We start from the raw sequence: 25,013 nt of genomic DNA on the forward strand, positions 1-25,013 counted from the left end.
CCTTATTTCGAATAAAGTTGGCCCAAATCATCTGTACTCATAAAAATCACATCGGGATATTTCGTGGTCAGACGACCCAAAAGTTGATCCAATAACCGAAGGTTCTTTGTTCTGTTGTCCTCATCCAACCTTCCCATGAAGTTCACACGATGGCTGCTTATAACGGCCGGCTTTTTCCAAAAAAAGGCATTCTCAATTTCCTTGAAAGCCTGATCAACCAGTTCTGGTTTAGAGAGATGTTCTGAAGGTTCAAACATCACATTTCTAACGATTGACATCAATCCGGAACTGTTTCTTTTTGCTTGCCAATGGTATTTTTTCTCAATCTTTAATTCCAAGCCCGGAGCAGGAACCCTCTGTACATGAGTTCCTTGTAAATATTTTACGCCTTGTACCCACAAATGCTGTTCTATTTGAGAAGACCATGTGTAACAAGGTGCGATGAAGCTTAGTGATTTAAAGCCCCAGATTTCCTCGAAGAGTTGCATACCGGAGTCAATTATAGACTTCTCCGATTCATATTCATGAGAATAGGCGCGACCAAAAGAATCTAAATAGTCTTTTCTACCACTGGTTCTTCCTTGTCCCGCTACCGTAAACTGCCCTTCTAAAAAAGCATCCATAAAGCGCTGGTCCCCGGCCTGCAATGCCTCTAACCATCGATTCACATTTACGTGCTCTCGACCGTGAAATTGCATCTGAATCAGACCATCTTTCAATCCCTGGTTATAAAGCTCCATTACAGAATCCGTTTCCGAATATTCGCTAAGCGTTTCTACAAAGCTTTTGTAATGGTATTCCTTATAATTCGCCTTTTGAATCTTGTCGAAATCAGGATTGGCAACCACATTGTTTAAGGTAAATTTGGCCGGTTTCCCGTCTGCCCCTTTATACTTGGCCAAGACTTCCAAAAGCCCGCTAAGATCTTGGTTTCTCTCAACCGCATCAAAGCGATTATAACTGCAATGGTCTACTAAATAGCCCTTACCTCTAAGCGTATCCAATGATTTCTTGGATCGCGTGCGGATCATTCCCCAATCATCGCTTTCAAAAAGAACAATCTTCTTCTTGGTCGACTTGCCGAAGGAATTAAACAAATTCTGTTTGAGCGTGGTCTTGTTCAATTTACTTTAAGCTTTCCAAACCGTTCTATTCACATAATCCGTATAACTCAAAATGATCTTAACCATTTTTTGAGACACGTTTGGCATGCTGTAATCGGCAACTTGTCTAAAGTCTCGCTGTTCTCCTACAGATTGCAATTCAACTTGCTTAATTCCCTGTAAGATTCGCTCAGGACTTAAGCCCACCATCATAACAGAGGCTTCCTCCATCGCCTCCGGGCGTTCATGAGCCTCGCGAATATTGAGAGCACGGAAATTTAAGATTGAAGACTCTTCCGAAATAGTACCGCTGTCTGACAATACTGCCTTGGCATTTACCTGTAAGGCATTATAATCTGAGAATCCCATCGGTTTTTGCCACTGAATAAGACTATTCAAGCTAATATCCGATTGCTTACTTTCTTTTATTTGCTCCAAGCGTTTGCGGGTGCGCGGATGGGTTGAAACTATAATCGGTAACTGGTACTCCTCGGCGAGAATGTTTAAGGTTTCCAGAAGGTTGAAGAAGTTTCGATCCGAGGATATATTTTCTTCCCTATGTGCCGAAACAAGGAAATATTGGTTCTTCTCCAAATTCAGTTTCTGAAGAATATCAGAGGCTGCAATTTTGTCCTTATAGGCATCCAGGACTTCAAACATTGGAGATCCCGTTTTAATAATACGATCGGGAGACAATCCTTCGCGTAATAAGTATTCGCGGGCAATGGAAGAATAAGTCAGATTAATATCCGCTATGTGGTCAACAATTTTCCGGTTTGTTTCTTCCGGAACCCTTTGATCAAAGCAGCGATTACCTGCTTCCATGTGGAAGATAGGAATCTTACGCTTCTTGGCGGGAATGGCGCATAAGCAGGAATTGGTATCACCTAAGACTAAAAATGCATCAGGCTGTTCCTGCTCCAAAATTGGATCAATGGCAATTAAAATTTTACCTACCGTTTCGGTGGCATTGGCACCAGCTGCATTCAAGAAATGATCTGGCTTCCGTACTCCTAAATCTTCATAGAATACTTCATTAAGCTCAAAATCGTAATTCTGCCCGGTGTGTACAGTAATATGTTCTATCGCAGGACTTTCATCAAGAGCATACATCACTCTAGATAATCGAATGATCTCAGGACGCGTACCTACAACGGTTAAAACCTTTAACTTCTTCATTTTAAACTACCGTATTATTAATCTAGTTCAACTTTCTCAAACCAGGTATCTGGATCCTCTGGGTTATAAGGCTCATTAATCCAGAATACTGTTATCAATTCTTCTTGTCCAATATTTTTAATGTTGTGCGTATACCAAATGGGCATATCAACATAAGATGGATTTTCACCATCTAATTCAAAATCCAAAACTTCATTGGTTCCAATTCTGCGTAACTGAATTCTCGCCTTACCTTGAATTACTGCAAATCGCTCAATCTTACGTGTATGGAAATGTTCGCCTCTGGTAATCTCGGGACGTGTGGTTGAAAAAGAGGTTTGACCGGATATTCCAGCTCGCATTAATTCTACAAAATGCCCTCGATTATCGCTATGCTTCGTAAAACGCCGTGGGAAATAATCTTTCTTGGGCATATAGCAGCGGTAGGTATTGAAGAGATTATGCTCAAATTTAGAGTTGATTTGTGGTATTTCTCCACCTTCCTGATATACCTCGCGATAGCCTTGAAGTAAAGCCAATATTTCAGAAACCTTCGACTCAGAGCTATGATTCACGAGCAGTTCAGGCTCATTTACAGACTCATTGATATTCTTTACAATTTCGGATACCAATTCCCCAACATAAATAAGCTTTAGATTACCATCAACATCAATGCGAGGCACATCATCATGCGCTACTTGATGACAGAAAGTGGCCACTACCGAATTATAAAAGGGCTGGCCGAAGGGACCAAAAACATTGGGAATTACCATACCAGTAAAAAGCGCTCCTGAACGCTTTGCCCAATCAGACAATGCTTCGCGTGCTTCTCGCTTCGATTTTCCGTAAATATTGTCTCTCTCCTCCTGAGTGGAAGAGGATATTAATACATGAGGACGACTATCCGTACGCTCTAAGGCTTCGATAAGCTTTTGAGTTAAGCCGGTATTCATTCGATAGATCTCCTCAGGATCATTATGGCGATTTAGGGCGGCCAAATGCACAATTACATCACACTTTGCCACAAAGTCATCCATTCCTTCAGGATTATCAAAATACCCTCTGTCAAATGGAACTAAGTCAAATTGCTCTTTATCTAAGCTAAGGGTTTGACTCAGGTGATAACCAACGAAACCATTTTGGCCGGTAATTCCAATTTTTTTCATGGTAAAATATTGTTGTTAGAAGTAGATTAGTTGGATGTAGACTTTATTCCCAAGGGATATCTGTGAGATCTGCTCGGTAATCATCAGACTTGGATTGCTCCAAGGTAGCATCGGAAAAAACCAGTAAAAGACTACCCTTTTCTAATGACTCAAAACCATTGTACATTCCCATTGGGATGCTTAGCACTTCTGGTTGAGCGTCATTTAACTCATAATCGCCCAGCAGTTCTTGTGTTTCCAAAGACCTCAGCTTAACCCGAAAACGACCTTTAATGACATGGAACCACTTGCTCTCCAGTTTATGCCCTTGCCATGCTCGCCGTACTCCTAATTCCGGCTGAATGCTATAAAAACGCTTGACTTGCGACATGTCAAAGTCATTGATAAAGGAAATAGATCCTCGCGAATCGATATGCCGATTACCTTTTATTATTATCGCTGATTTATCCAATGCTCTCTGGATTGCTAAATTCCTTTTTCCCTATACAAGAAAATCTTCCACTTCCTCTCCAAAAAGCTCTTGTCGAACATAAGCCAGCTTCTTCACCAAACTCTTTACGCCTTCCACGTCCAATCTATTGGTATTATGGGAGTGATAATCTTCGATTTCTGAAATATTGGCTTCGCCTTCCGAGAAATACAAAGCATAATTCAAATCACGATTATCGGCAGGAATTCGGTAAAAGTCACCCATATCCTCCGCTTTGATCATTTCTTCTCGAGTACAAAGCGTTTCATAGAGTTTCTCTCCATGGCGGGTTCCGATAACTTTTATTTCGTTATCCTGACCCGATAGTTCTTTCATAGCTTGGGCCAGATCACCAATGGTCGAAGCCGGTGCTTTATTTACAAACAGGTCTCCAGAGTTCCCATGCTCAAATGCAAACAGTACCAAATCAACAGCATCATGCAAGCTCATCAAGAAACGGGTCATATTAGGATCCGTAACCGTTAAAGCTTGATTCGATTTCAATTGATTAATAAACAATGGAATTACTGAACCTCTGGAAGCCATTACATTTCCGTAGCGAGTTAAGCAAACGGTCGTATCCTTCAGGTTTCGGCTTTCCGCAATCGCCACTTTTTCCATCATTGCTTTGGAAATTCCCATCGCATTAATAGGATAGGCTGCTTTATCGGTACTCAAACAAATTACCTTTCGCACGGAGTTCATACCCGCAGCGCGAATAACGTTATGCGTTCCTTCCACATTGGTTTTAACCGCTTGCATTGGAAAGAACTCACAAGATGGTACTTGCTTTAAGGCGGCAGCATGAAAAATATAATCAACTCCCCTTGTGGCAGGCTCTACACTTTCGAAATCGCGGACATCCCCAATATAAAAGCGCAGTTTGTCAGACTTCAGACGATTACGCATATCGTCTTGCTTCTTTTCATCACGCGAGAAAATTCGAATTTCCGAAAAGTGATCAGTATTCAAAAATCGTTGAAGAACGGCATTCCCGAAGGAGCCTGTACCACCAGTAATTAAGAGGGTTTTATCCTTAATCATACTTGTTTTTTTCTAACAATTGTTCAAAATAATTCTTGAGCTTTTCAGCCTGAATTGAGGCATTAAACTCCTTTTCAGCCACTTTCCTTCCGTTGGCTCCAATTTTTTCCGCTTCTTCGGGATTACTCAAAGCCCGTCGCATGGCCGATGCAAAAGACTCCGCATTGCCAGGTTCCGCGAAAATAACCGTTTCGCCATCGCTTAGATAATCAGGAATTTCTCCTACTGTGGTTGCACACACTGGTTTAGCGGTTGCTAAATACTCTCCCAATTTTGTAGGAAATCCGCCTTGAGCTTGACGCGAAGCCGGGCGAGGTAAAAGGAGCACCTTGGCTTTTAAAAGGAAAGAAGGTATTTGGGTTTTGTCCAATTCACCAATGAATTGAACCTGATCTTTTAAATCTAAATTTTGGAGTAAAACTTCGTGTTTGGGCGAATCTTCATGTCGAGGGCCCGCAATCTTCAATTTCACCTCCGGAAATTCTTCGGATATCGCTTTAAAGGCTTTTAAAAGAACATCAATTCCATCCTTGTGATTTCCTAACAAACCGATATAAGCTAAATACTGCTCCTGGTTCTCAGAGTCGACCTTTTGACTAAAACGCTCAATATCTACCGTCATCGGTAAATGAAGAACCGGCAAATTATTAGGATTCTTAAAATTTTGCACTAAGGTTCTGGTCATCAAAGCAATGCCATCCAAAATGTCTATGGTATGCTTCAAATATTCCTTAAGCTTCCATTCTTTTAATAGCCGTACTCGAAAAGATAGATTATGTTCCCGATGAAAATCCGGAAACTCCGACATTTCGAGGAAAACCAAAGCTTTACGACTGCTTTTTTTAAGTCGTTTCCCCACCTTAAAACCCAGTAGGGAATCCTGAATCCAAAAGATAACAGGCTCTTGTCCCGATTTCTTGATCAGTCTTTTTGCAAAAAGACCGGAATAGAGAAATGGAAACAAATAAGAGTTTAAAAAACCCAACTTAGCCGGAAACTTAAAGGGTGCACTATAATAATGGGCCGTACCAAACTCCGCTTTGGTAGCTTCATCCAATTGCTGTGGATTAATGCCTAAGAAATGGCTCTCAACCTCAAGGTTTAGAGACTTCAGGCCTTTCATTAATCCCAAGGTTCGGTTGGCATCGGCACTATTCACCTTAAAAAGTGCGGTATCTCGGACTAATATTACTTTCATAAACAAGAGTAGTAGAGCAGGCTAATACGGTTTCTTTAATAATAGCGGGACTAAATATTGGAGGGCTTCTCTTATAATACTTTGTATACTAATCCTTAGGACTCCATCAGCTCTTGATAAACAGACTCCACCATACGCGCATTTCGATCGGCACTATAGAGTTCCTCTGCCTTCAGTCTCCCCTTCTTTCCCATTTCAATTAAAATGGATTTATCCTCTGCAATTCGATTTAAAGTATTGGCCAATTCTTGGGCACTGTTATAAGGATATAAAAATCCATTTTCATTGTGATCAACAATCTCACGCATCCCCTCTATATCAGAAGCTACAACTGGCTTCCCTAATGAAAAAGCTTCAATGGCCGGACGAGAAAAGTGGGGCTCAACAAAAGGTGAAACCAACAAGTCTGAACCCTTCAGTGACTTCATGGGGTCTTCCGAAAAGCCCGTTAATTTGGCATTTCTTGAACCACTGATTTCCTTAAAGCTTTGGTACTTCCCAAAGAAAAGCAACTTCTTGAGCTGGAACTTTAATTGACCTTTAACGCCCTCTGCTGCCTGAAATACAGGATAGTTGCCTGCAAACTCAATTAAGACATTAGGCTTTAGATACTTTAATGCTTGAGAAATGATTTTGTAACCTTTGATTTTTGAAGCTCCTCCGAGATACAACACTTTAAGGGTGGGGCCGGAATTCTCATAGTTGAGTTCGGAGGAATCAGGAATCTTAATCGAATTATAAATCACTACCGACTTATCATCAAGACCCAGTCGGTCCATATTATCCTGACTAATATTAATTACTCGATCACAGTTGTCATTGATCAAGCGCCTTAGAATTCCGTATCGGATTCCAAAATAACCTCGATATACCGCCTCACGATTATGCAGAACAACTTTATAGGCCTGCTTTTTTGCAGCATAAGCCCAACTGCTCAATACATGTGAGTTCAAGTGAACAATATCGAATTTCTCACTTTTTTGGAAGTATTCTTTTGCCTCCTGATGGGCTACTTTTTTCCAACTTCGATAAACATTCCAATACTTAAAGAAGAACAATGGAGAATAACTTCCCGATTTATTGTGGATAAACCAATTCGTGTTGGAAGGGTAAACTTCAACCTGAATATTGTTCTTTTTAAACAAATCGACTACCACGCTATCACGCAAACAAAGAACCTTAACATCATAAGTATTCTGATCTAAGCTATTAATCAGGTTGATCAAACTTATGGGAGCTCCGCCCACTCCAAATCCATGATGTACATAAAGTACTTTAGTTTTCATGATGGTTCTTTTCGATTGACTCCGGTACTAGGGAGCCTTTTGTTTTTAGTTTAACAACCGTCAATTTCTTGCGCTGATTATTGCTTGATTAGATCATAGGATCTTATAATTAAACTTCCACTCAAGCCCATAAACAATAGACTAAAGGAGGGTATCAACAGGTACTGCCCTACCATTCCACCTATAAGTGCTGAAGAAAAAAGCAATACCACCAAGGCAAGAAACAGCTGGCTGATCCGATCATTCTTCCTCATCTGGTACTTGTTGATTATTCTTCCATTCAAAAATGTGATTCGAAGGAAAATAAAGGTCACCAGGAGTCCGCTTATCCAGCCACCTGAACGGATCAATTCCAAGGGAAGGTTATGGATACCAAAACTCACATCAGAAATTTCGGATCCATCAATATTGTCAAAGCTAATCTCAGGGTACTCCAAAGGTGGACTAAGTTTTGCATCTTCCCTAAGGTATTTTAAACCTCCAAGCCAAAGGGTGGATCGATCTCCAATTGCTTTAAACTTGGCATAATCCAGGAAGCTATCCAAAGACTCAAAAGGACTGGTTTCTTCCCAATCCCGTCTCAAGCTTACCCCTGCTGTTTCTACCTGATTAATCGATAAGATAAATAAGGCAACAAATATGATAAGAACTCTTGGTTTGGTTAGGAGACGGGCTCCTAGTTTAACTCGCTTATTAAACAAGAGCAATAGGGCGAAAGCCAGAATAAATATAATGGTCCCCTTTACGAAGCCCAATACAAATCCAACCATTAAAAAACCTACCAAGATTAATAGGTCTAAAAAAGTTAATCGCCCATTGTAGTTCCTTAAAAACATTATACCCGACAAGAGCAAGAAAGGGATAAAAAAGAATAAATACCTGACTGTAGCCTCCTCTCCTAATCCTAGCTGAATCACAACGAAGATGGCGATGGCGATAAAGAGTTTCTTGAAAAAATCGGTATCCAGATTGCCTCGTAAAAGTTGCCCCCAAAAGAAGGGAAAGACAGAAAGTGGAAAAGCCAGAGAAGACAATATTTCCACAAAATTATTGCCTATACGAAGTTGCTCCATCACATTATAGCCATGCAAAAGAATCAGCAATCCCGAGAAAATTAGCATTATCCGATTGAACTTGAGCTTCCAGAGACTGCTAAAATGGATCAATGTAATCACCATCGTCCCCATTAGGATAAAGAAGGAAATGGTGGACCCCAGCATGAAATGAAACAATAGGGGAATTATATAATCCACCCTTCTAAGAAAAAGCAGATAAAGCACATAAGGAGCCATGGCTACCTTAAATACATCTCCCAAAGTTAAATACAGGGGAATGCAAGCAACACCAATTATCAGATGTATATACCACTTCATCGACTAGCTATTGCTTTTATTTCTACCTAAGTTCTTTCTTATCAACTGCATAAGCCATTGCGCTTCCTCTTTATTGATCCAATACCAGAAGAATGTTAAGGCCCCAAATATGATCAGGGGTAAACCCACCAGCTTCATCCCATTGCTAAAGGTATCAATATCGCCTACAAACCAGAAGAGGGCTCCATAAATGAGGATATACAAAATATAAGATGTCCAACCTGACTTCATCAGGGTAAGTAGATTCTTATCGATTAATTTAAGAGAGGCATTCAATTGTGGAATCCCACTAATAATCATTGATATAAAAATGCCATAAGCGACTCCCACTGCTCCAAAATTAGCGCCGATGAATACCGCCAAGAGGTATATCGGGAAAACGACCAATGAAATCTTCAATAATTTCTGCGTAGCTCCTTTTGAATTAAAGAGAATGCCTACCAGCTTAACGGCCGGTAAAATGGCTGCATACAAGGTAAGTACTCGTAAAATTGGAGTTACCGCTGTCCATTTATCTCCTAGTAAGACATCTATTAAAAGGGGGGCATTAATGAAAATATATACCCCGGAAAAGACCGAAACTAGCAATACGATCTTAAACACGATTTTAAAGGATCGATACAGTAATTCGTTATTGTCCTGCCGCTTCGAAAATGAACTAAATAAAGTTTGAGCCAGCATCCCATTAATCTGAGTTCCGGGAATAACCACCAACTGAAAGCCTCTGTTATATAAGCCCAAGGAAACCTTACCTATTATTTTCCCAATAATTAGACTATCTAAATTCCTGGATAAGTAGCCCACTAAATTGGAGCCCAATAAAGGCAGCGAAAAATTCAGAAATGACTTTACGTCCTTAAACTGATAATGCAATTTGGGTAACCAACCCGATAACAACCACAGCATGGCTGCAAAAAAGAAGGAAGTGAGGATAACCCGGGCAACCAAACTCCAGTATCCAAAACCGTAATAAGCCAGAGCTAAACTTATTCCTCCAGAAAGTAAAAGGGCTGCAATCCTTCCTTTAAAGATCAGCTTCATATTGAGCTCCTTTCGAAGCAATGCCAACTGCACCGGTACGGTACTGCTGAGAATGAAGTTCAAGGATATAATCTGGGTGATGGCAATAAGGCGTGTATCCTCATAAAAGTTTGCCAAAAATCCTGCAGACAGAAAGAAAATAAAACCCAGAAAAACACCAATCATGATGTTCAACCAAAACAAGGATGATTTCTGGTTCTCACTAGGATCTTTGGCTTGAATTAAGGCAGAGCCGAAGCCACTGTCAATAAAAAGGTCCAGAAAGCCCGCCATTACAGTAGCCAGGGCCACTAATCCGAAATCTTCCGGACTAAGTAGCCTGGCGAAGAAAATTCCAAAGGCTAGATTTAAAATCTGGATGCTCAGATTTTCGGAGCCATTCCAAATTGCCGCAAAGAAAGACTGCTTAAACAGTGATGATTCCCGACTCATTCTAATCCACTGATATTAGTCTGGGAAAAAACAATAATGGTTTTCACAAATGCTGTGATAAGTTTGTTTTCAATTCTTTAACCACCTGATCCAGACTAATTTCCTTTAAAATCTTAGTTCGATTATCCTTCATTTCAGATTCTGAAAGTGGTGCAAATGCTGAGGCATTGCTAGCGACTAAGTCCTCCTCAATAGAGAAAACCTTAATTCCTATTCGTTTTAAAAACCAGTAAAGGCTGTTCTTTTTACTTAAATACACTTTCGCTCCCAGGTAAATAAGGTTTAAGACGTTTCCTACGGCCTGTTGACGATAATGATACATAAGCGCGATGCCACAAGATTGCAGTAAACTTTGATAGTCCTTTAAGGCCATGAAATCCAATAGAGGATCAAATTGATCCCCTAAGACAGTCTTGCCTTCCTGTGCAATAAGCTTAGCATACTGAAGGTCGCCATAATTTAATGGGCATATCACCTGCCCGATTTCGTCCAGGTTTTGCTTCTTTAAATGATGAAAGGCGTCCAGGTGATTATTTGAATACGAAGCTGAATTACCTAATAGTATATTCTTGCCATCAACGAATGGAGCATCCCTCTCAATGATAAAATCGGCTGGATAATACGTAAAGGCGATCCTTTTAGCTTCCTTCTTAATTAATTCATATTTACGATACAAATCAACTTCCTCCTGATACAGGATTGAAACATAGTCTGCCTGTTTCAAAATTTTCATCGAAGCCGTTTGATCCTTATTCCTTCCTAAAAAATCATTTACCGCTTCCTTTAAAAAAGGCCAAAGCAGAAATTTGAAAAAGGTTTTAGGCGCAAAAGTGCTTTTCTTCACCTTATACAGTCCATATACCTCGATACCATATACAGACCAAACAAAAATCTTTTGGCTAATCTCCGAATAGGTTTCGAAGACAGCGCGATGCATAGGACCCAAACCATGGAAAACCAAAACCTTAGACTCACGAATCAAGTCTTCAATTTGCTCCTTTCTGTCCGCCTTAAAACAATCCTTTTGAGATAGAGTAGAAAGGCCATCCTCAAAGGATATATTCTTTAAAGAACTCTTATCCTCTGCTCCTAAAATGAGAAAGTAATTCTGATCTGGAAAGGCAATTTCATATGACTTCCGAGCAGCATTGATAAACTTTTCGTCGGTTCCTAAATGTAAGATCTTCATCCTACTCACAAGGCCAATTAAAAATGGGTTCCAGGGATTACCTTTAAACGAGAGCTAAAGGGATCCATAATAAGCGTGAAGTAATTAAAGAATTGTGTCTGAGTTCAATACACTCTCCAGGGATTCAGCCAGGTAGCTAAGCTCATCTTCTTCCATAATATAAAAAGGAAGGCGTACAAGTTTTTCACCAGCCACATCGGTGTTATGCATTGTTCCGTTACTTCTGCCGGCCTTTGAGCCCATGGGGGAAGTATGTAATGGAACATAGCCTATATAAGCTGACACTTCTTTTTCTCTGAGGGCTTCAAGGAATTTTTCTCTGGAAAGGTTCGCAGGTAATTCAATCCAAAAAGCGTGGTAATTGGTTTCCACGTCCTCAGGAACTTGAACGTAGCGAATATTCAGTTGATTCTTCTCCAGGATACTGGTGTAGGTATCGAACAATACTTTGCGTTTCTCTTGCAGGTACTCTAAATGCGACAACTGATCAAAAAGCAAAGATGCCAGAAGGTCGGAAATAAGAAAAGAGCTTCCCAGGTCTACCCAAGAATATTTGTTTTTAACGCCCGCCAGTACTAAGCTGCGATCGGTTCCTTTTTCCCATAAAAATTGGGCTCTTCGATCGTATTGCGAATCATTAATGCACAGGGCACCACCCTCGCCACAAGAATAACTCTTGGTGGCATGAAAACTGAAGGTTGCCAAATGACCGATAGACCCGGCATACCTTCCTTTATACTTGGAGTTTACCGCTTGAGCTGCATCTTCGATTACAACCAGATTCTTCTCTTTGGCAAATTCCATGATAGGATCCATATCGCAAACTATACCGGCATAATGAACCACAACAATTGCTTTGGTTCTGTCGGTTACAGCTTCCCGGATACTTTCCAGGCTAATATTCTTATTTGCCTCATTTACGTCAACATAAACCGGAACAAAACCATGAGTAACAAATGCCAATGCTGTACTACTAAAAGTGTAGGATGGAAGAATTACCTCATCCCCTTTTTCGCCATCTAAAAGCAGAGCACACATTTCCAGTGCATCTGTACAGCTAGTGGTTAACAAACACTTGCCTATACCAAAAGTATCCTCAATTAGTTTTTGAGTTTTTTTAGTGAAGGGACCATCTCCCCCGTGGTATCCGGAATCAATAGACTCTCCTATTACTTTCTTTTCATTACCAGTTAATGGTGCTTTAACAAAAGGAATTCTCATGCTTTTAGTTCTTTAGAAATATAAATTACACACTGATAAATTCGATACTTAGTTTTCGTCTAAGTCCTCTACAAGCAGTTTAAACTTCTTCCCTTTATACTCGAACCAACAAGGGTAGCGATCATTATCCGCTACTCTTAACTTATTGAACTCGGCCTCCAGGGATGATTGAATATCAATTCTGTTATCCTCACGAGTAAATTTTCGGTAGAAGGTTTCTTCACCTTCCTGTTTATGACCCTGAACTGGGAAATTCTGGATATACTTTAATACCAAACGCTTGGTTACTTCAAACTGCTTGGCTTTGATTTGAGCATTTAATTCGGTGCCATCCAAGGGAAAATATTCCTGATAATAAATATCTCCGGAGTCTACTTTGTCCGCAGCTTCAATCAGGCTCACAGGAATTTCTGTGTTTCCTTCCAATACTTGCCAGGCTACCGGAGACCAACCTTTTCCTTTGGGCAAAGGACTAGGATGTGCCACCACACAACTTTTATAGCGATCTAATACTTCCCTCTTCAGGATTTTCTCACAGCTTAAGGCGCATAACACATCTCCTCCTTCTGCATCAGAAGAATTAAAAACATGACGCACCTCATGGTCTTTCAAACCTTCCAGGAGCTCTGGAATGTACTCTACAATCCAGCTTTCTTTATTATCTGTTAAGACGTCTATCTTCATAATGCTTTTGATGCTAGAAACCCATGTGAACCTGTCTGAGAATTGAAGCTAATTCTCTGGACTTAAATGGATTTTTGTTTAAAAGACTCAATCAATTTCGCTTGAAGCAGATTTTGCTCATACTCCTCATTTCGCAAATCTGAATCCTTATCCTTCAACATTTTATGAAAGTGCAAGGCAATATTGGTGAAGGCATCATCTTCTGGCAGATCTACCGTTTTAGAACCCTCATTTGACTCGATAGTCATTTGTGGCACAAAACCTTTACGAGCTGTAAACAATCGATTGGTGAAGAGTTTGCCTTTGGAGCCCCAAACTTCAATTCCACATTGGTAGAAATTATCAAAACCGAAGGAAACCTGAGCCGTAGCGGCGCCATCTTTGGTTTTCAGCATCCCATTTCCGTAGATATCTACCTGACGGTCCTCATCCATCGCTAATTGCGCAGCCACAACTTCAACATCCTTTCCGAGGAATAAAGCGGCGGTTTTTAAAGTATATGCACCTGCATCGAGCAAGGCTCCACCCCCTAAACTCTTTTGATATCGGATATTATCAGCATCGGGAAAGGGTGGAAAGCCAAAGGAAGCTCTAAATGAGCGAACTTCACCAATAATCCCATCCTTAAGAGACTCTTGAATGCTTTTCAACTGCTTATGGAAGCGAAACTGAAAGCTTTCCAATACAACTAATTGCTTTTCCTTTGCTAAAGAAATGAGCTCCTTTACTTCGTCCTCTGTGCTTGCCAGGGATTTCTCAACCCAAACATGTAAGCCTTTATTTAATGCCTTACGAATCCATTCATAATGCATTCCGATAGGTAATGGAATATATACAGCATCCAAGGTATCGATATCCAATAATTGATCATAACCCTCTATAACCGGAATACCATTAATCTCCGACTCTCCATCGGCTTTAGATCTGGTTGCAATAGCCACAATTTCGAACTGATCCGAAAGCTCAGCCAAAGTGGGGATAATGGAACGCAGCGCAATATTTGCTTTGCCTAAAACACCAATCTTTATTCTCATACGAATGATAATGCTGCAATCAGGCTACGTGCCTGAATGTTTAAATAATTATTATAGCGTAAGAAGTTATGTAGTTGACCCAAGGTCATCCAGATATAGTTTTCGGGTAATTCTACCGGAATTTCATCACCAGCGATAATCGCCATATTTCGATTTTGTTCCCTGTAAAAACGGCCTCCTTCTTCCGACTGCAGGCAATCAAAAATTACTTGATCCTGAGCCGCATTTAAAACATAATCCAAGAAGGGCAAAGAGCCTTGTTTGGATTCTCGGTAATTACCGGTTAAACATTGTACGGTTGGAGCTAATTCGATGATATCGTGATTACCACATTCCAATTTAGCTTGAACTGCAAAATGTAATACCCCATTAATCTCTTTACAAACAAAGGCACAGAGGCCTTCCTGAGCAGGCTCAACCATAGGCTGACTCCAACTAACAACCTCCCGGTTACCAATTTGTACATCCACAGGAATTACTCTAAAGTATTTGCCATCAGGACGATAAATCATTTCCTGATCAAAAACCCATTGATCCGTTTTTGCCAAATCAACCTTAGATACTTTTAGACTATACATACTCTTAAAGTGAGTAATAAAGGATATTACCTCATCTATGGGATGTAAGCTATTTTCATCGGTTAAGGCTGAACGCAAGATCTTACTGGAAACCTCCCCGTCGCTATTATCTAAAAAGGTGTAAAAATCTATAGACTCCTGGTTCACCGTACCAAATGGAATACCACTTATTACAGTTCGGGTATCCATATTCACCAAATTATCATAGCGCATCAAGGTCTTTAATTGCGCCAGGGTAACCCATTGGAAGTTATCGTAAACTTCAATTTCTTCCTCTACCTTGATAATAATATTTCGATTGCGTTTTCGCAAAAAGCGTGCACCCTGTTCACTTTGTAATTGATCTAATAATACCTGATTTGGACTGGCATTTCTGAAATAGTCCAGGTATAAAGGTTGACGTCCTTTATGAACCTGAGTATAATTACTGCGTGTAGCTTGTAAGGTGGGGGAAAGCTGTACGTAATTCACATTGCCCGGCTCAATTTTGGCTTGTACCAGGAAGTGTAAAATCCCATTGAACTCTTTGGTAATGAACCCTAAATAGCCCACTTCCGGCTGATTGATGATCGGTTGTTCCCAATAAGGAACTTTTCCCCAATCCGTCTCCACAGCAATACCATCAATAGAGAAAAACTTACCTGAATTATGGGCAATTCTGCCACTATCCTTATCGTAAGACCACTGCTGTAATTTATCGAAGCGGCTTTTGGTAATTTGAACATTGACCGCTTCATTTTGCTCGGCCACCCACTCAATCATTTGAGGAATGGTTTTAAAGCTCCCTTCTAGTGAGAATGCACTCTTTAAAAACAGCTGTGTCTTTTTCATAGGATCTAAATGCTTTTTGTTTTCCTGCCGGAAATCTCAGTCTACTTTGTTAAAAGCTTATTCAAGTATTCACCATAAGAACTCTTCCCCTGGTGGGTCACATGCATTTGAAGAGTTGGCTTATCGATATTACCCATTCGATATGCGATCTCCTCAAGGCAAGCAATCTTCAAGCTGGTTCGTTTCTCAACCGCCTTAACGAATTCTGTAGCCTCACTCATACTTTCATGGGTACCAGTATCCAGCCAGGCATAACCACGACTCAACTTTTGAAGTTTCAAATTTTGAGCTTGCAAATAGTTTTGATTTACGGTAGTAATCTCCAATTCCCCTCTGGAAGAAGGTTTTACCTGCTTTGCAATTTCCACCACAGAATTTGGGTAATAATACAGGCCTACAACCGCATAATTTGATTTGGGCTCAAGTGGTTTTTCCTCTATGCTCAATACATTGCCGGCTTCATCAAAATCCGCAACGCCATAGCGCTCAGGATCTTCCACATAGTAGCCAAATACCACCGCTTTTTGCTCTTCCTTTACTGTACTTACAGCATCAGCTAAAAGCTTTTGCAAACCGGCTCCATAGAAGATATTGTCTCCCAGCACTAAACACACATCATCATCGCCGATGAAATCTTCGCCAATAATAAATGCTTGCGCAAGGCCATCCGGAGAAGGTTGCTCGGCATAACTAAGCTTAATTCCAAAGCCACTTCCATCCCCTAATAGCCTTTCAAAGCCAGGTAAATCATGCGGCGTTGAAATAATTAGAATTTCGGTAATACCCGATAGCATCAATACCGACAATGGGTAATAGATCATGGGTTTATCGTAAACAGGTAAAAGCTGCTTGCTAACGGCCTTGGTTAAAGGATACAATCGAGTACCGGATCCACCGGCTAAAATGATTCCTTTCATAAAGCTTAATCTTTTTTAGTGCTATACCAATCGAAAACTTCCTTCAAGCCTTTTTCAAAGCGAACTTTGGGCGAATACCCTAGAAGTTCCTCGGCTTTATTAATATTGGCTTTGCTATGTCTAACGTCCCCAGGTCTTTCCGGTCCGTGGGTAACTTTAACTTTCTTCCCTGCGATTCCTTCCAGCATGCTCACCATTTCATTCAAGGAAATTTGGTCACCGCAAGCTCCATTATATACCTGGTTCAGTGCCTTTGGATTTTCGGTAAACAGACCCAAATCATTCAATAGTACCGCATTATCCACAAAGGTGAAATCACGGCTGGTCTCACCATCACCATTGATGGTAATCTCACCATCCTCTAAAAAGGCCTTACAGAAAATTGGAATAACCGCTGCATAGGGATTATCCGGATTTTGTTTGGGACCAAATATGTTAAAGTAGCGAAACCCAATCCAGTCCAGACCATAGGTTTTGCCAAAGACATCGGCAAACTGCTCTACAGAGTATTTAGTTACGGCATAGGGACTCAAAGGATTACCAATACGATCTTCTACTTTAGGCAGACCGGGATGATCGCCATAAGTACTGGAACTACAGGCCAGTATAACCCTATCCACACCTTGTTTTACAGCGGCATGCAAAACATTTACCGTTCCGAGAATATTCACCTCAGTGCTTCGCATTGGGTTTTCGATGCTTCTTGGCACTGATCCCAAAGCAGCCTGATGACTGATTTTATCAATACCCTCGCAAGCCTTTAAGCAAGTCTCGTAATTGGTGATATCACCATTGATAAACTCAAATTTGCTGTGCCCTTCGAATCCTTTGATGTTTTCGTAGTAGCCATTACTCAAATCATCGAGAATGCGCACTAATGCCACACGTTCATCATTGAGAAAGTGCTCTACCAAATTGGAGCCGATAAAACCGGCACCACCGGTAATAAGAAGATTGATTGGTTTATTCGCTTCGCTCATGCTATTGTAATTGAGGCTTCGATTATTATTCTCGGAGCGCCTTAATTAATTTACAATTCGATTTTTCCGAATTTGAATAGATTTGGATAGGAGTTAAGAAATATCTCAGACTTCTACCTAATAAAAGACCCAGAACGATTTGAGAGAAATGATTGCTCATGACTTCTCAAAATAGGTAGGGTCTTCATTTTAATTCAACATCACCCAATGGTGAGTTTATTTATAAGAATAGTTCTTAGTCGATTACAGACGGCCATCCACCAATTCCTTTGGTAGAATGCTTTTCACATCGTACAGAACGCCTCCGTCTCGGGCAAGAGATTTTAAGTCCATCTCCAAGAACTCATTATGTGCTACGGCTAATACCACTGCATCATAATTTGATTCCAGATTATCCACTGCGCGCAATCCGTATTCATGCCACACTTCTTCTTTATCCGCCCATGGATCATAAACATCCACACTCAGGTCATAGGAACGAAGCTCTTTGTAAATATCAATCGCTCGGGTATTTCGGATATCAGGACAATTCTCTTTGAAGGTAATACCCAACATCAAGATTTTGGAACCTAATACCTTGAGATCCTTCTTCACCATTAGCTTCACTACCTGGGTTGCCACATACTGCCCCATGGAATCGTTCAAACGGCGACCGGCAAGGATAATTTCTGGATGATAACCAACTTCCTGAGCTTTTTGAGCCAAATAATAAGGATCCACTCCGATACAGTGCCCCCCAACCAAACCTGGCTTGAAGGGTAAGAAATTCCACTTGGTACCGGCCGCTTCCAATACTTCCTGGGTATCAATACCCATCAAATTGAAAATTTTGGCAAGCTCATTCACAAAAGCGATATTAATATCACGTTGAGAATTCTCAATCACCTTTGCTGCTTCAGCCACTTTTAAGGACGAAGCTTTGAAAGTCCCAGCCGTAATTACAGAGCGATATAACTCATCAACATACTCAGCCACCTCGGGAGTTGATCCTGAAGTAACTTTTAAAATTTTGGTAACCGTGTGTAATTTATCACCCGGATTAATACGTTCGGGAGAATAGCCTACAAAGAAATCTTCATTGAACTTTAAACCTGAGGTTTTCTCCAAAATTGGAACACAATGTTCTTCAGTTACCCCTGGATATACGGTAGATTCATAAATAACCACATCGCCTTTGCCTAAAACACGACCAACAGTTTCGCTAGACTTGGTAAGGGGGGTTAAAACAGGACGATTATGTTCATCTGTAGGAGTAGGAACCGTTACGATGTATATATTACATTCGCTGATGTCGGTAACTGCATCACTGCAATACAATCCCTTACCATTGATTTTAAGTTCCATGGGATTGGGCAATACAACAGATTGCAACTCTTCATCACTTACCTCCAGGGTACGATCCGTCCCTTTGGAAAGTTCTTCTACCCTTGCCTTGTTGATATCAAAACCAACTGTAGGGAATTTCTTGGCAAATTCCACTGCCAAAGGAAGGCCAACGTAGCCTAATCCTATTAAAGCAATTTTTGAATCCTTCAGATCCTTCATCATATTAGCATTTAACTCTCCCAGATCAACAAATAACTCTGCCGATCCAGTAATTTTTCAATTTCTACTCGTGACTTAAAATGTACATAACGGATTTTCCGCTCGATTTCCTTTTCTGCTTTCTCAAGTAAAATCAAGAGATAATCCATATTTAACTCCGATCCTAAAACAAAAAGGTCGATGATACCACTATCCCGACCTTCCGCATAATCCCCCACTAAATATACCGCTTCAACCTTACCTAAACGCTCAGTTATACTATCTACAATTTTATCTAAGCCAACATACTTCATTACTAAACCATGCAAGTTCTCAAATAAAGGATGCTTGGGATTAGCACGGTAGACCTTTTTATTGCCCTCAGATTCTGATGAAAGCATACCTGCTTCCTCAAATTTATTGAGCTCCAACCGGATGGCATTCGTACTTTCACCAAACTCGTGTTCAAGGCTACGTAAATAACCTTTGGACTGAGCATTCAGAAAGAATTTCAGCAATAATTTAATGCGGGTACGAGAAGAAATGAGCGTTTCGAGCATATTTTAAATACGGCTTCGCCTGGTGAGTCCCAGGAAAATGGGATTCACAAATGATATTGAGTAGAATAATTACTCAATAAGCAAATATATACAGTACTCGGAAATTAGAAAACAGCTTAAAATTATTTTTTTGTTACCAATAAAAAAAGGAGTGCAATGCACTCCTTTCTAGTATAATATCCAATTGGATTATCAATTTTCTTTACTCTTCGAGTGAACAGCTTTCGCTCCCACCAATGCTCCGGCAGCGGCCAGGATTGCCAATCCGGGAATCGGAGTTGGTGTTCCACCTGGTGTAGGATCTGCAGGTTGTGCATTTAGGACCATAGCTCCCATCACAAAAAAGGCAATAATTACAATTCTCTTTTTCATCTCCAAATTTCTTTACTTAATCAGTTTTTGAGTAAACACGGGGGCATTCTTAGACTCCACTTTAAGGATATACACACCAGCACTTAAGGCTGTGGTCAGGACTTCTTGCTCCTGAACTTCATCAAAATGACCTTGCCACACTAATTGACCGGCCTGATTAAATAGATACATATCTACCTGTGGAAGAGTTTGACCGCAAACTACTTTGAAACCATTCTCGGTATTGTAAGCGTAGTTGTTGTTTACAACCTGCTCCTTTACACTTACTCCGGTTTGGTTGATGTGAATTACAAATCGATCCGCTAGGTTTCCGGGAACATGCATAAACTGATAACTGCTGGTTTTTAAATCAACACGAGTACCGGTTAATTTATCCTCCAACTCCACTAACCAAGAAGCTGGTAAGCGTAAATCATTGATGCTGATAGTATAGGACTGCTCTAATCCTGATTTAAAGGATAGATCCACTGATTTGCTGCTAAAGGACTCATTCAACTTATTGGCAAAGAATTGATCTCCATTGGCAGAAGTGGTATACAAGCTGGGGTATAAAGTGGTATTCATACGTTTTACAGCATCCAAACCATTATCCCATCCATCAGTGTACTGGCTGCTGAAAGCCAAAAGAGTTTCGTCGCTAATACCATCGGCAGAAGCCACCTTCAATTTCAGTACTTGAGCAGCGCTATTGGTTTTGCTTTGCGATGGACTTTCAGTTAAAATGCGATCAGCATTATCCAGAGCCAGGTTGATACTTCCACTTCCCGTGTTCTGCACAAAGAATGCTTGCATAGGCGCGATATACTGAGACCCTGAGTTTAATGGACTATCAGTATTGGCATCGTATCCAATCCACTGACTACCATTATAGATATAATAAGTAGAAGTTAAGTTGGTGCTATTTGCATCATGATAGGTATTCCAATCAATGGCCGACGGATAAGGATTAGGAACTAAGTTCCACCCGCTATTACTATTATCCAGGGCTATATTGATAGCACCGTCATTTAATGCCGTTCCGCTGGCGGTTAAGGTAATGGGTAAGGTTCCAAAATAAGTTCCATCTCCCAGGTAAAGCCCAAAACCATTATCAGTAGTTGAGAAAGAGGTATTTGGTACAGCAGTCCAAGTTCCTTCTCCGTTATTTGCAGTACTGGGATCGTAATAATAGATATTCACTTGATTGCTGGTACCTCCGGCACTGGTAATAATACTACCATCACTTACCGACCAACCGGAAACGGTTCCGCTGGAAATTGGAGATGCGGCGTAAAACCATCGCCCGCTTCCTGTAAAAGTGCGTTCTACATTAATGGTATTTCCACCAGAAACAGTTCCTATAATTTGACCATAATTTCCACTATTGTCAGAATCTAAGGTAGTAGTTCCACTTACAGTTAAGGTATTACTGTTGGTGTTGAGGGTCGCGGAAGCACTCACCGTAAGGTCATTATTTACGGTTACATTTTGAGCCATGCCTACCGTAGCAGAGGTATTGCTTACAACCATATAATCAAATGTGACCGGATCGCTGGTTCCACCCACACTTTGAGCGGCAGTACCATCAAAAAATACCGCACGACTATTATTAGTTAAGGTGCCTCCATTCAAATTGAAATCACCTCCAACATTTAAATCACCTCCTGAAGTACTGGATAAGCTCAAGGTTCCTGAACTACCAATAGTAACATCACCGGCTACATCGATCACATCCGAAGATGTTCCATAATCGATGGTACCATCATTTACAATAAAGTCATTAGCAATGGTCCAGGCACCAGAAGCCGCTCTGGTAATTGATCGACCGGAACTGTTCATGGTGAAGTCATAAACTGAAATCGAACCAAAACCTGTAGCATCCGCACTACCTACAAAGCAATAAGACTCTTGTGAGAAGGGTGTTGTAGAGGATCCATCAGTGGTATTGCTTACATTATAATAACGAACATAGTCGGCACTTACACCAGTTGGATTGTTTGAAGGAATACGGGCAAAGGTTCCACCGCCACCGCCAGAGTAAGACATAAACCCAACGAAATTGAAGGCGGAAGGACGACCCGACCCGGTGATTGCGGACCATGGAATTGCAAATTCACCTACATCATTAGCATCGCTAAAGCTTTTAGTTAATGTACCAGTTGTAGAGGCTCCCCAGCTTCCAGCGCCATCATCTGTCTTGTAGTCATCATAGGTATCCTTGACAAAGGCAAAAAAGTCGGCCCGAAAGGGAAAGTTGGGAGTCACAGTGTAAGCTTCCCTTAAAACCGAACTGTTTAAAAGTAGAGGAATAGGATTAATTTTAAACAGTCGATTATGAGAAAGAGTAAGTTTTCGCCAGAGAAGATTGCCAGGGTCTTGAAAGAGTTTGATCAAGGTAGAAGTGCACAGGAATTGAGCCGAGAGTACGGGGTTAGTACCGCAACGTTTTACAAATGGCGAGAGCGTTATGCTGGCATGAGTGGAAAGGAGTTAAAGCGTATAAAGGATCTTGAAGAGGAAAACAGGAAGCTTAAGCAGATGTACGCGAACCTGGCCCTAGATCATCAACTAGCTAAAGAGATTATTGAAAAAAAGCTTTAAAGCCCTGCCGTAAGAGAGAGATTGGTCAGGAAATATCTAGACGCTACGGTATTAGCAGGGCATGCCGTGTATTAAACCTCAGTAAAAGCGTGTATTACTATCAAGCCCAAGCAAAGGATGATCGTGAGCTGGAAGAAGCATTACTGACGAAAGCAAAAGAACATTCTGAGGAAGGCTTTTGGAACGCCTATCACCGCTTACGTAATGAAGGCAAGACTTGGAACCACAAACGACTACATCGTGTTTATGTGGCTTTAAAACTACCTTTAAGACGAAAGGTTAAGAAGCGATTACCCGCTCGGGTAAAAGAACCGTTAGTGGTGCCTGATAGGCCGAATCAGACCTGGAGTATGGACTTTGTACATGATGTACTAGAAAACAAGCGCAAGTTTCGTGCATTCACGGTAATTGATGACTACAATCGAGAAGCACTACATATCGAAGTAGATTTCTCACTTCCATCAAACAGAGTAGTATATGTGCTTAATCATTTAATCAATCGCAGGGGTAAACCCGATGTGATCCGAATGGACAATGGGCCCGAGTTCATTGCTGAGCTCACTAAATCATGGAGCGTCATTCATGAAATAGAATTTAGATATATCCAACCCGGCAAACCCACACAGAACGCTTTTATAGAGCGATTTAATGGAAGCTACCGCCGAGGAGTGCTGGACAAATATATTTTTGAAGATATCCATCAGGTAAGGGAGCAAACAGAAAAGTGGATGCATGACTATAACAACTTTAAACCTCATGATTCATTAGGAAATATACCGCCTAGGGTATACGCCAAACGCAACCACCCCGAGGGTACCCTCGGGGTGGTTGAAAACAATACTATCTTTGGAAAAGTCAATTAACTAATGGTTCGGATCAGGGGAAGCTTACAACACCATCATATCCAGTTCCACTTGCTGTTCCATTGGAATTGGTCCCGGAATTAATCGGACTTAAATTATCCACATCAATATAAATCACAATCGCATCCCCGAAATTGGTATGCCCGGATACACCGATGTATAGATTACTGTCATCCCAGGTAAGGTTCCACACTCGAGAATCAACCGTTACGCTGTGTGAACTTCCATATTCACTGGCACCAATTGTTCCATCGATAGTTGGTGTGGTAAATTGCCCGAATGAGGGAGAAACACCAAATAATATTGCGGCCAAGAGGCCCAAGGTAAATTTGGCCTTAAAGTACTTATGCACCATTCTAAGACATTTTTTATTAGTAGAAAAACAAATCAATCATCCGACTAATTTGCAGGCATTAACATTTTATTCCACCAAAAATATTAAAAGGGATGAAAGATTTAAAGAATAAAGTGTAGAAATTACACTTTAGCGATTTTTTTGAAAGATTCTAAGACCAAAATTCGCTATTCAATGACCCGATTTTACGCTAAAAAATCAAGCTAGTTCTGCTTTCAAACTCATATCCAAGCCAGAGACACTATGGGTTAAGGCTCCCATAGAAATGAAATCCACTCCGGTTTCGGCATAGGCCACCAAGGTTTGCCCCGTAATCCCACCGGAAGATTCGGTTTCAATAGCATTAGCCACCCGCTCTACAGCGCGATAAGTATCTTCAATAGAGAAATTATCGAACATAACTCTAAGCACACCTTTCGATTCGAGAACCTGATCCAGTTCCTTAAAATCTCGTACCTCCACTTCAATGGGAATATCCAATCCATGCTCAGCCTTATAATCCAATGCTTTTTGAATGGCCTGAGGTACTCCGCCCGCAAAATCGATATGATTGTCCTTGAGCATGATCATATCAAATAAACCAAAACGATGGTTATAGCCACCTCCCCAGCGCACTGCTTCCTTTTCAAAAACACGCAAATGAGGGGTAGTCTTACGCGTATCCAATAAACGTGCATGGGTATGAGAAATAGTATCCACCAGGGCTCTGGTTTTAGTAGCAATCCCACTCATACGCTGCATAAGATTTAAGGCTAATCGCTCTCCTTGCAGCAAACTATGGGCTGGTCCTTCAAGATGAAAGGCCAAATCTCCAGGTTTTATTCGACTACCGTCTTCTATAAGGATTTCCATCTTTATTAGTGGATCGACTAATTTAAAAACCTCTCGAGCCACCGCAACCCCAGCCAAAACACCTTGTTCTTTCACCAATAATTTCATACGTCCCTCTATGCCTTTCGGAAATGCACAATTGGAACTATGATCGCCATCGCCAATATCCTCTGCCAGGGCCGCTTTGATTAATGAATGATACTTTTCGGTGTTCATGCTAGTAA

The 25,013-nt window shown here is 40.8% G+C and carries 22 protein-coding genes and 1 pseudogene; 1 reads left to right on the forward strand and 22 read right to left on the reverse strand.

The features are described 5' to 3' along the window. Positions 1 to 2: 2 nt before the first annotated feature. The 20 genes from ACO05P_RS07155 to ACO05P_RS07250 all read right to left on the reverse strand — a co-directional run bounded on the left by ACO05P_RS07155 (position 3) and on the right by ACO05P_RS07250 (position 22,404). Complete coding sequence (locus ACO05P_RS07155; protein WP_421754412.1) at positions 3 to 1,124, reverse strand: hypothetical protein; 1,122 nt, start codon at positions 1,122 to 1,124, stop codon at positions 3 to 5. Positions 1,125 to 1,130: 6 nt separating this feature from the next. Next, positions 1,131 to 2,282, reverse strand: a complete 1,152-nt coding sequence (wecB, locus tag ACO05P_RS07160; RefSeq protein ID WP_421754414.1) for a non-hydrolyzing UDP-N-acetylglucosamine 2-epimerase — start codon at positions 2,280 to 2,282, stop codon at positions 1,131 to 1,133. 17 nt (positions 2,283 to 2,299) lie between these two features. Next, on the reverse strand, positions 2,300 to 3,427 hold the full coding sequence (locus ACO05P_RS07165) for an NAD-dependent epimerase/dehydratase family protein (RefSeq protein ID WP_421754415.1): 1,128 nt from the start codon (positions 3,425 to 3,427) through the stop codon (positions 2,300 to 2,302). A gap of 43 nt (positions 3,428 to 3,470) precedes the next feature. Beyond that, a complete protein-coding gene (locus ACO05P_RS07170; RefSeq protein WP_421754416.1) occupies positions 3,471 to 3,878 on the reverse strand; it encodes a WxcM-like domain-containing protein in 408 nt (135 codons plus the stop codon). A 30-nt stretch (positions 3,879 to 3,908) separates the two neighbouring features. Next, a complete protein-coding gene (locus ACO05P_RS07175; RefSeq protein WP_421754417.1) occupies positions 3,909 to 4,940 on the reverse strand; it encodes a polysaccharide biosynthesis protein in 1,032 nt (343 codons plus the stop codon). Continuing rightward, entirely contained in the window at positions 4,933 to 6,138 is a 1,206-nt protein-coding gene (locus ACO05P_RS07180; protein ID WP_421754419.1) for a glycosyltransferase family 4 protein, read from the reverse strand. The genes ACO05P_RS07175 and ACO05P_RS07180 overlap by 8 nt, the downstream gene beginning before the upstream one ends. A gap of 95 nt (positions 6,139 to 6,233) precedes the next feature. After that, the gene (locus tag ACO05P_RS07185) at positions 6,234 to 7,424 is read right to left on the reverse strand and encodes a glycosyltransferase family 4 protein (protein ID WP_421754421.1); all 1,191 of its coding nucleotides are present in this window, start codon (positions 7,422 to 7,424) and stop codon (positions 6,234 to 6,236) included. A gap of 77 nt (positions 7,425 to 7,501) precedes the next feature. Further along, positions 7,502 to 8,797 (reverse strand): hypothetical protein, encoded by a 1,296-nt coding sequence (locus ACO05P_RS07190; protein ID WP_421754423.1) that lies wholly within the window; start codon positions 8,795 to 8,797, stop codon positions 7,502 to 7,504. Between the two features lie 3 nt (positions 8,798 to 8,800). Beyond that, positions 8,801 to 10,270 carry a lipopolysaccharide biosynthesis protein gene (locus ACO05P_RS07195; RefSeq protein ID WP_421754425.1) on the reverse strand — a complete coding sequence of 490 codons (1,470 nt, stop codon included), beginning with the start codon at positions 10,268 to 10,270 and terminating at the stop codon, positions 8,801 to 8,803. Between the two features lie 43 nt (positions 10,271 to 10,313). Continuing rightward, complete coding sequence (locus ACO05P_RS07200) at positions 10,314 to 11,459, reverse strand: TDP-N-acetylfucosamine:lipid II N-acetylfucosaminyltransferase (RefSeq protein WP_421754427.1); 1,146 nt, start codon at positions 11,457 to 11,459, stop codon at positions 10,314 to 10,316. A gap of 84 nt (positions 11,460 to 11,543) precedes the next feature. Next, on the reverse strand, positions 11,544 to 12,680 hold the full coding sequence (gene rffA, locus ACO05P_RS07205) for a dTDP-4-amino-4,6-dideoxygalactose transaminase (protein ID WP_421754429.1): 1,137 nt from the start codon (positions 12,678 to 12,680) through the stop codon (positions 11,544 to 11,546). Between the two features lie 48 nt (positions 12,681 to 12,728). Next, positions 12,729 to 13,364 carry a formyltransferase family protein gene (locus tag ACO05P_RS07210; protein WP_421754431.1) on the reverse strand — a complete coding sequence of 212 codons (636 nt, stop codon included), beginning with the start codon at positions 13,362 to 13,364 and terminating at the stop codon, positions 12,729 to 12,731. 62 nt (positions 13,365 to 13,426) lie between these two features. After that, a complete protein-coding gene (locus ACO05P_RS07215) occupies positions 13,427 to 14,398 on the reverse strand; it encodes a Gfo/Idh/MocA family protein (protein ID WP_421754433.1) in 972 nt (323 codons plus the stop codon). Further along, positions 14,395 to 15,807, reverse strand: a complete 1,413-nt coding sequence (locus ACO05P_RS07220; RefSeq protein ID WP_421754435.1) for an NDP-hexose 2,3-dehydratase family protein — start codon at positions 15,805 to 15,807, stop codon at positions 14,395 to 14,397. The genes ACO05P_RS07215 and ACO05P_RS07220 overlap by 4 nt, the downstream gene beginning before the upstream one ends. A 41-nt stretch (positions 15,808 to 15,848) precedes the next feature. Next, the gene (gene rfbA / locus ACO05P_RS07225) at positions 15,849 to 16,724 is read right to left on the reverse strand and encodes a glucose-1-phosphate thymidylyltransferase RfbA (protein WP_421754436.1); all 876 of its coding nucleotides are present in this window, start codon (positions 16,722 to 16,724) and stop codon (positions 15,849 to 15,851) included. A 5-nt stretch (positions 16,725 to 16,729) separates the two neighbouring features. Then, the gene (locus ACO05P_RS07230; protein WP_421754437.1) at positions 16,730 to 17,704 is read right to left on the reverse strand and encodes an SDR family oxidoreductase; all 975 of its coding nucleotides are present in this window, start codon (positions 17,702 to 17,704) and stop codon (positions 16,730 to 16,732) included. Between the two features lie 243 nt (positions 17,705 to 17,947). Next, positions 17,948 to 19,252, reverse strand: coding sequence for a nucleotide sugar dehydrogenase (locus ACO05P_RS07235; protein ID WP_421754438.1), 1,305 nt, complete (start codon positions 19,250 to 19,252; stop codon positions 17,948 to 17,950). A gap of 8 nt (positions 19,253 to 19,260) precedes the next feature. After that, the gene (locus tag ACO05P_RS07240) at positions 19,261 to 19,788 is read right to left on the reverse strand and encodes an ArsR family transcriptional regulator (protein WP_421754439.1); all 528 of its coding nucleotides are present in this window, start codon (positions 19,786 to 19,788) and stop codon (positions 19,261 to 19,263) included. Positions 19,789 to 19,980: 192 nt separating this feature from the next. Further along, entirely contained in the window at positions 19,981 to 20,160 is a 180-nt protein-coding gene (locus ACO05P_RS07245) for a hypothetical protein (RefSeq protein WP_421754440.1), read from the reverse strand. A 12-nt stretch (positions 20,161 to 20,172) separates the two neighbouring features. Continuing rightward, a complete protein-coding gene (locus tag ACO05P_RS07250) occupies positions 20,173 to 22,404 on the reverse strand; it encodes a T9SS type A sorting domain-containing protein (protein ID WP_421754442.1) in 2,232 nt (743 codons plus the stop codon). Positions 22,405 to 22,473: 69 nt separating this feature from the next. On the opposite strand from ACO05P_RS07250, the pseudogene ACO05P_RS07255 reads away from it, so the two are divergent. Then, positions 22,474 to 23,537 (forward strand): annotated as a pseudogene (locus tag ACO05P_RS07255) (IS3 family transposase); the annotation flags it as partial. Between the two features lie 79 nt (positions 23,538 to 23,616). Here ACO05P_RS07255 and ACO05P_RS07260 read toward each other — a convergent pair. Together ACO05P_RS07260 and nadC are read right to left on the reverse strand one after the other, a co-directional pair. Further along, positions 23,617 to 23,958, reverse strand: a complete 342-nt coding sequence (locus ACO05P_RS07260) for a hypothetical protein (RefSeq protein WP_421754444.1) — start codon at positions 23,956 to 23,958, stop codon at positions 23,617 to 23,619. Between the two features lie 198 nt (positions 23,959 to 24,156). Further along, entirely contained in the window at positions 24,157 to 25,005 is an 849-nt protein-coding gene (nadC, locus tag ACO05P_RS07265; RefSeq protein ID WP_421754446.1) for a carboxylating nicotinate-nucleotide diphosphorylase, read from the reverse strand. Between the last annotated feature and the right edge of the window lie 8 nt (positions 25,006 to 25,013).

This window comes from Croceimicrobium sp. (assembly GCF_965228705.1).
Taxonomy (GTDB): domain Bacteria; phylum Bacteroidota; class Bacteroidia; order Flavobacteriales; family Schleiferiaceae; genus Croceimicrobium.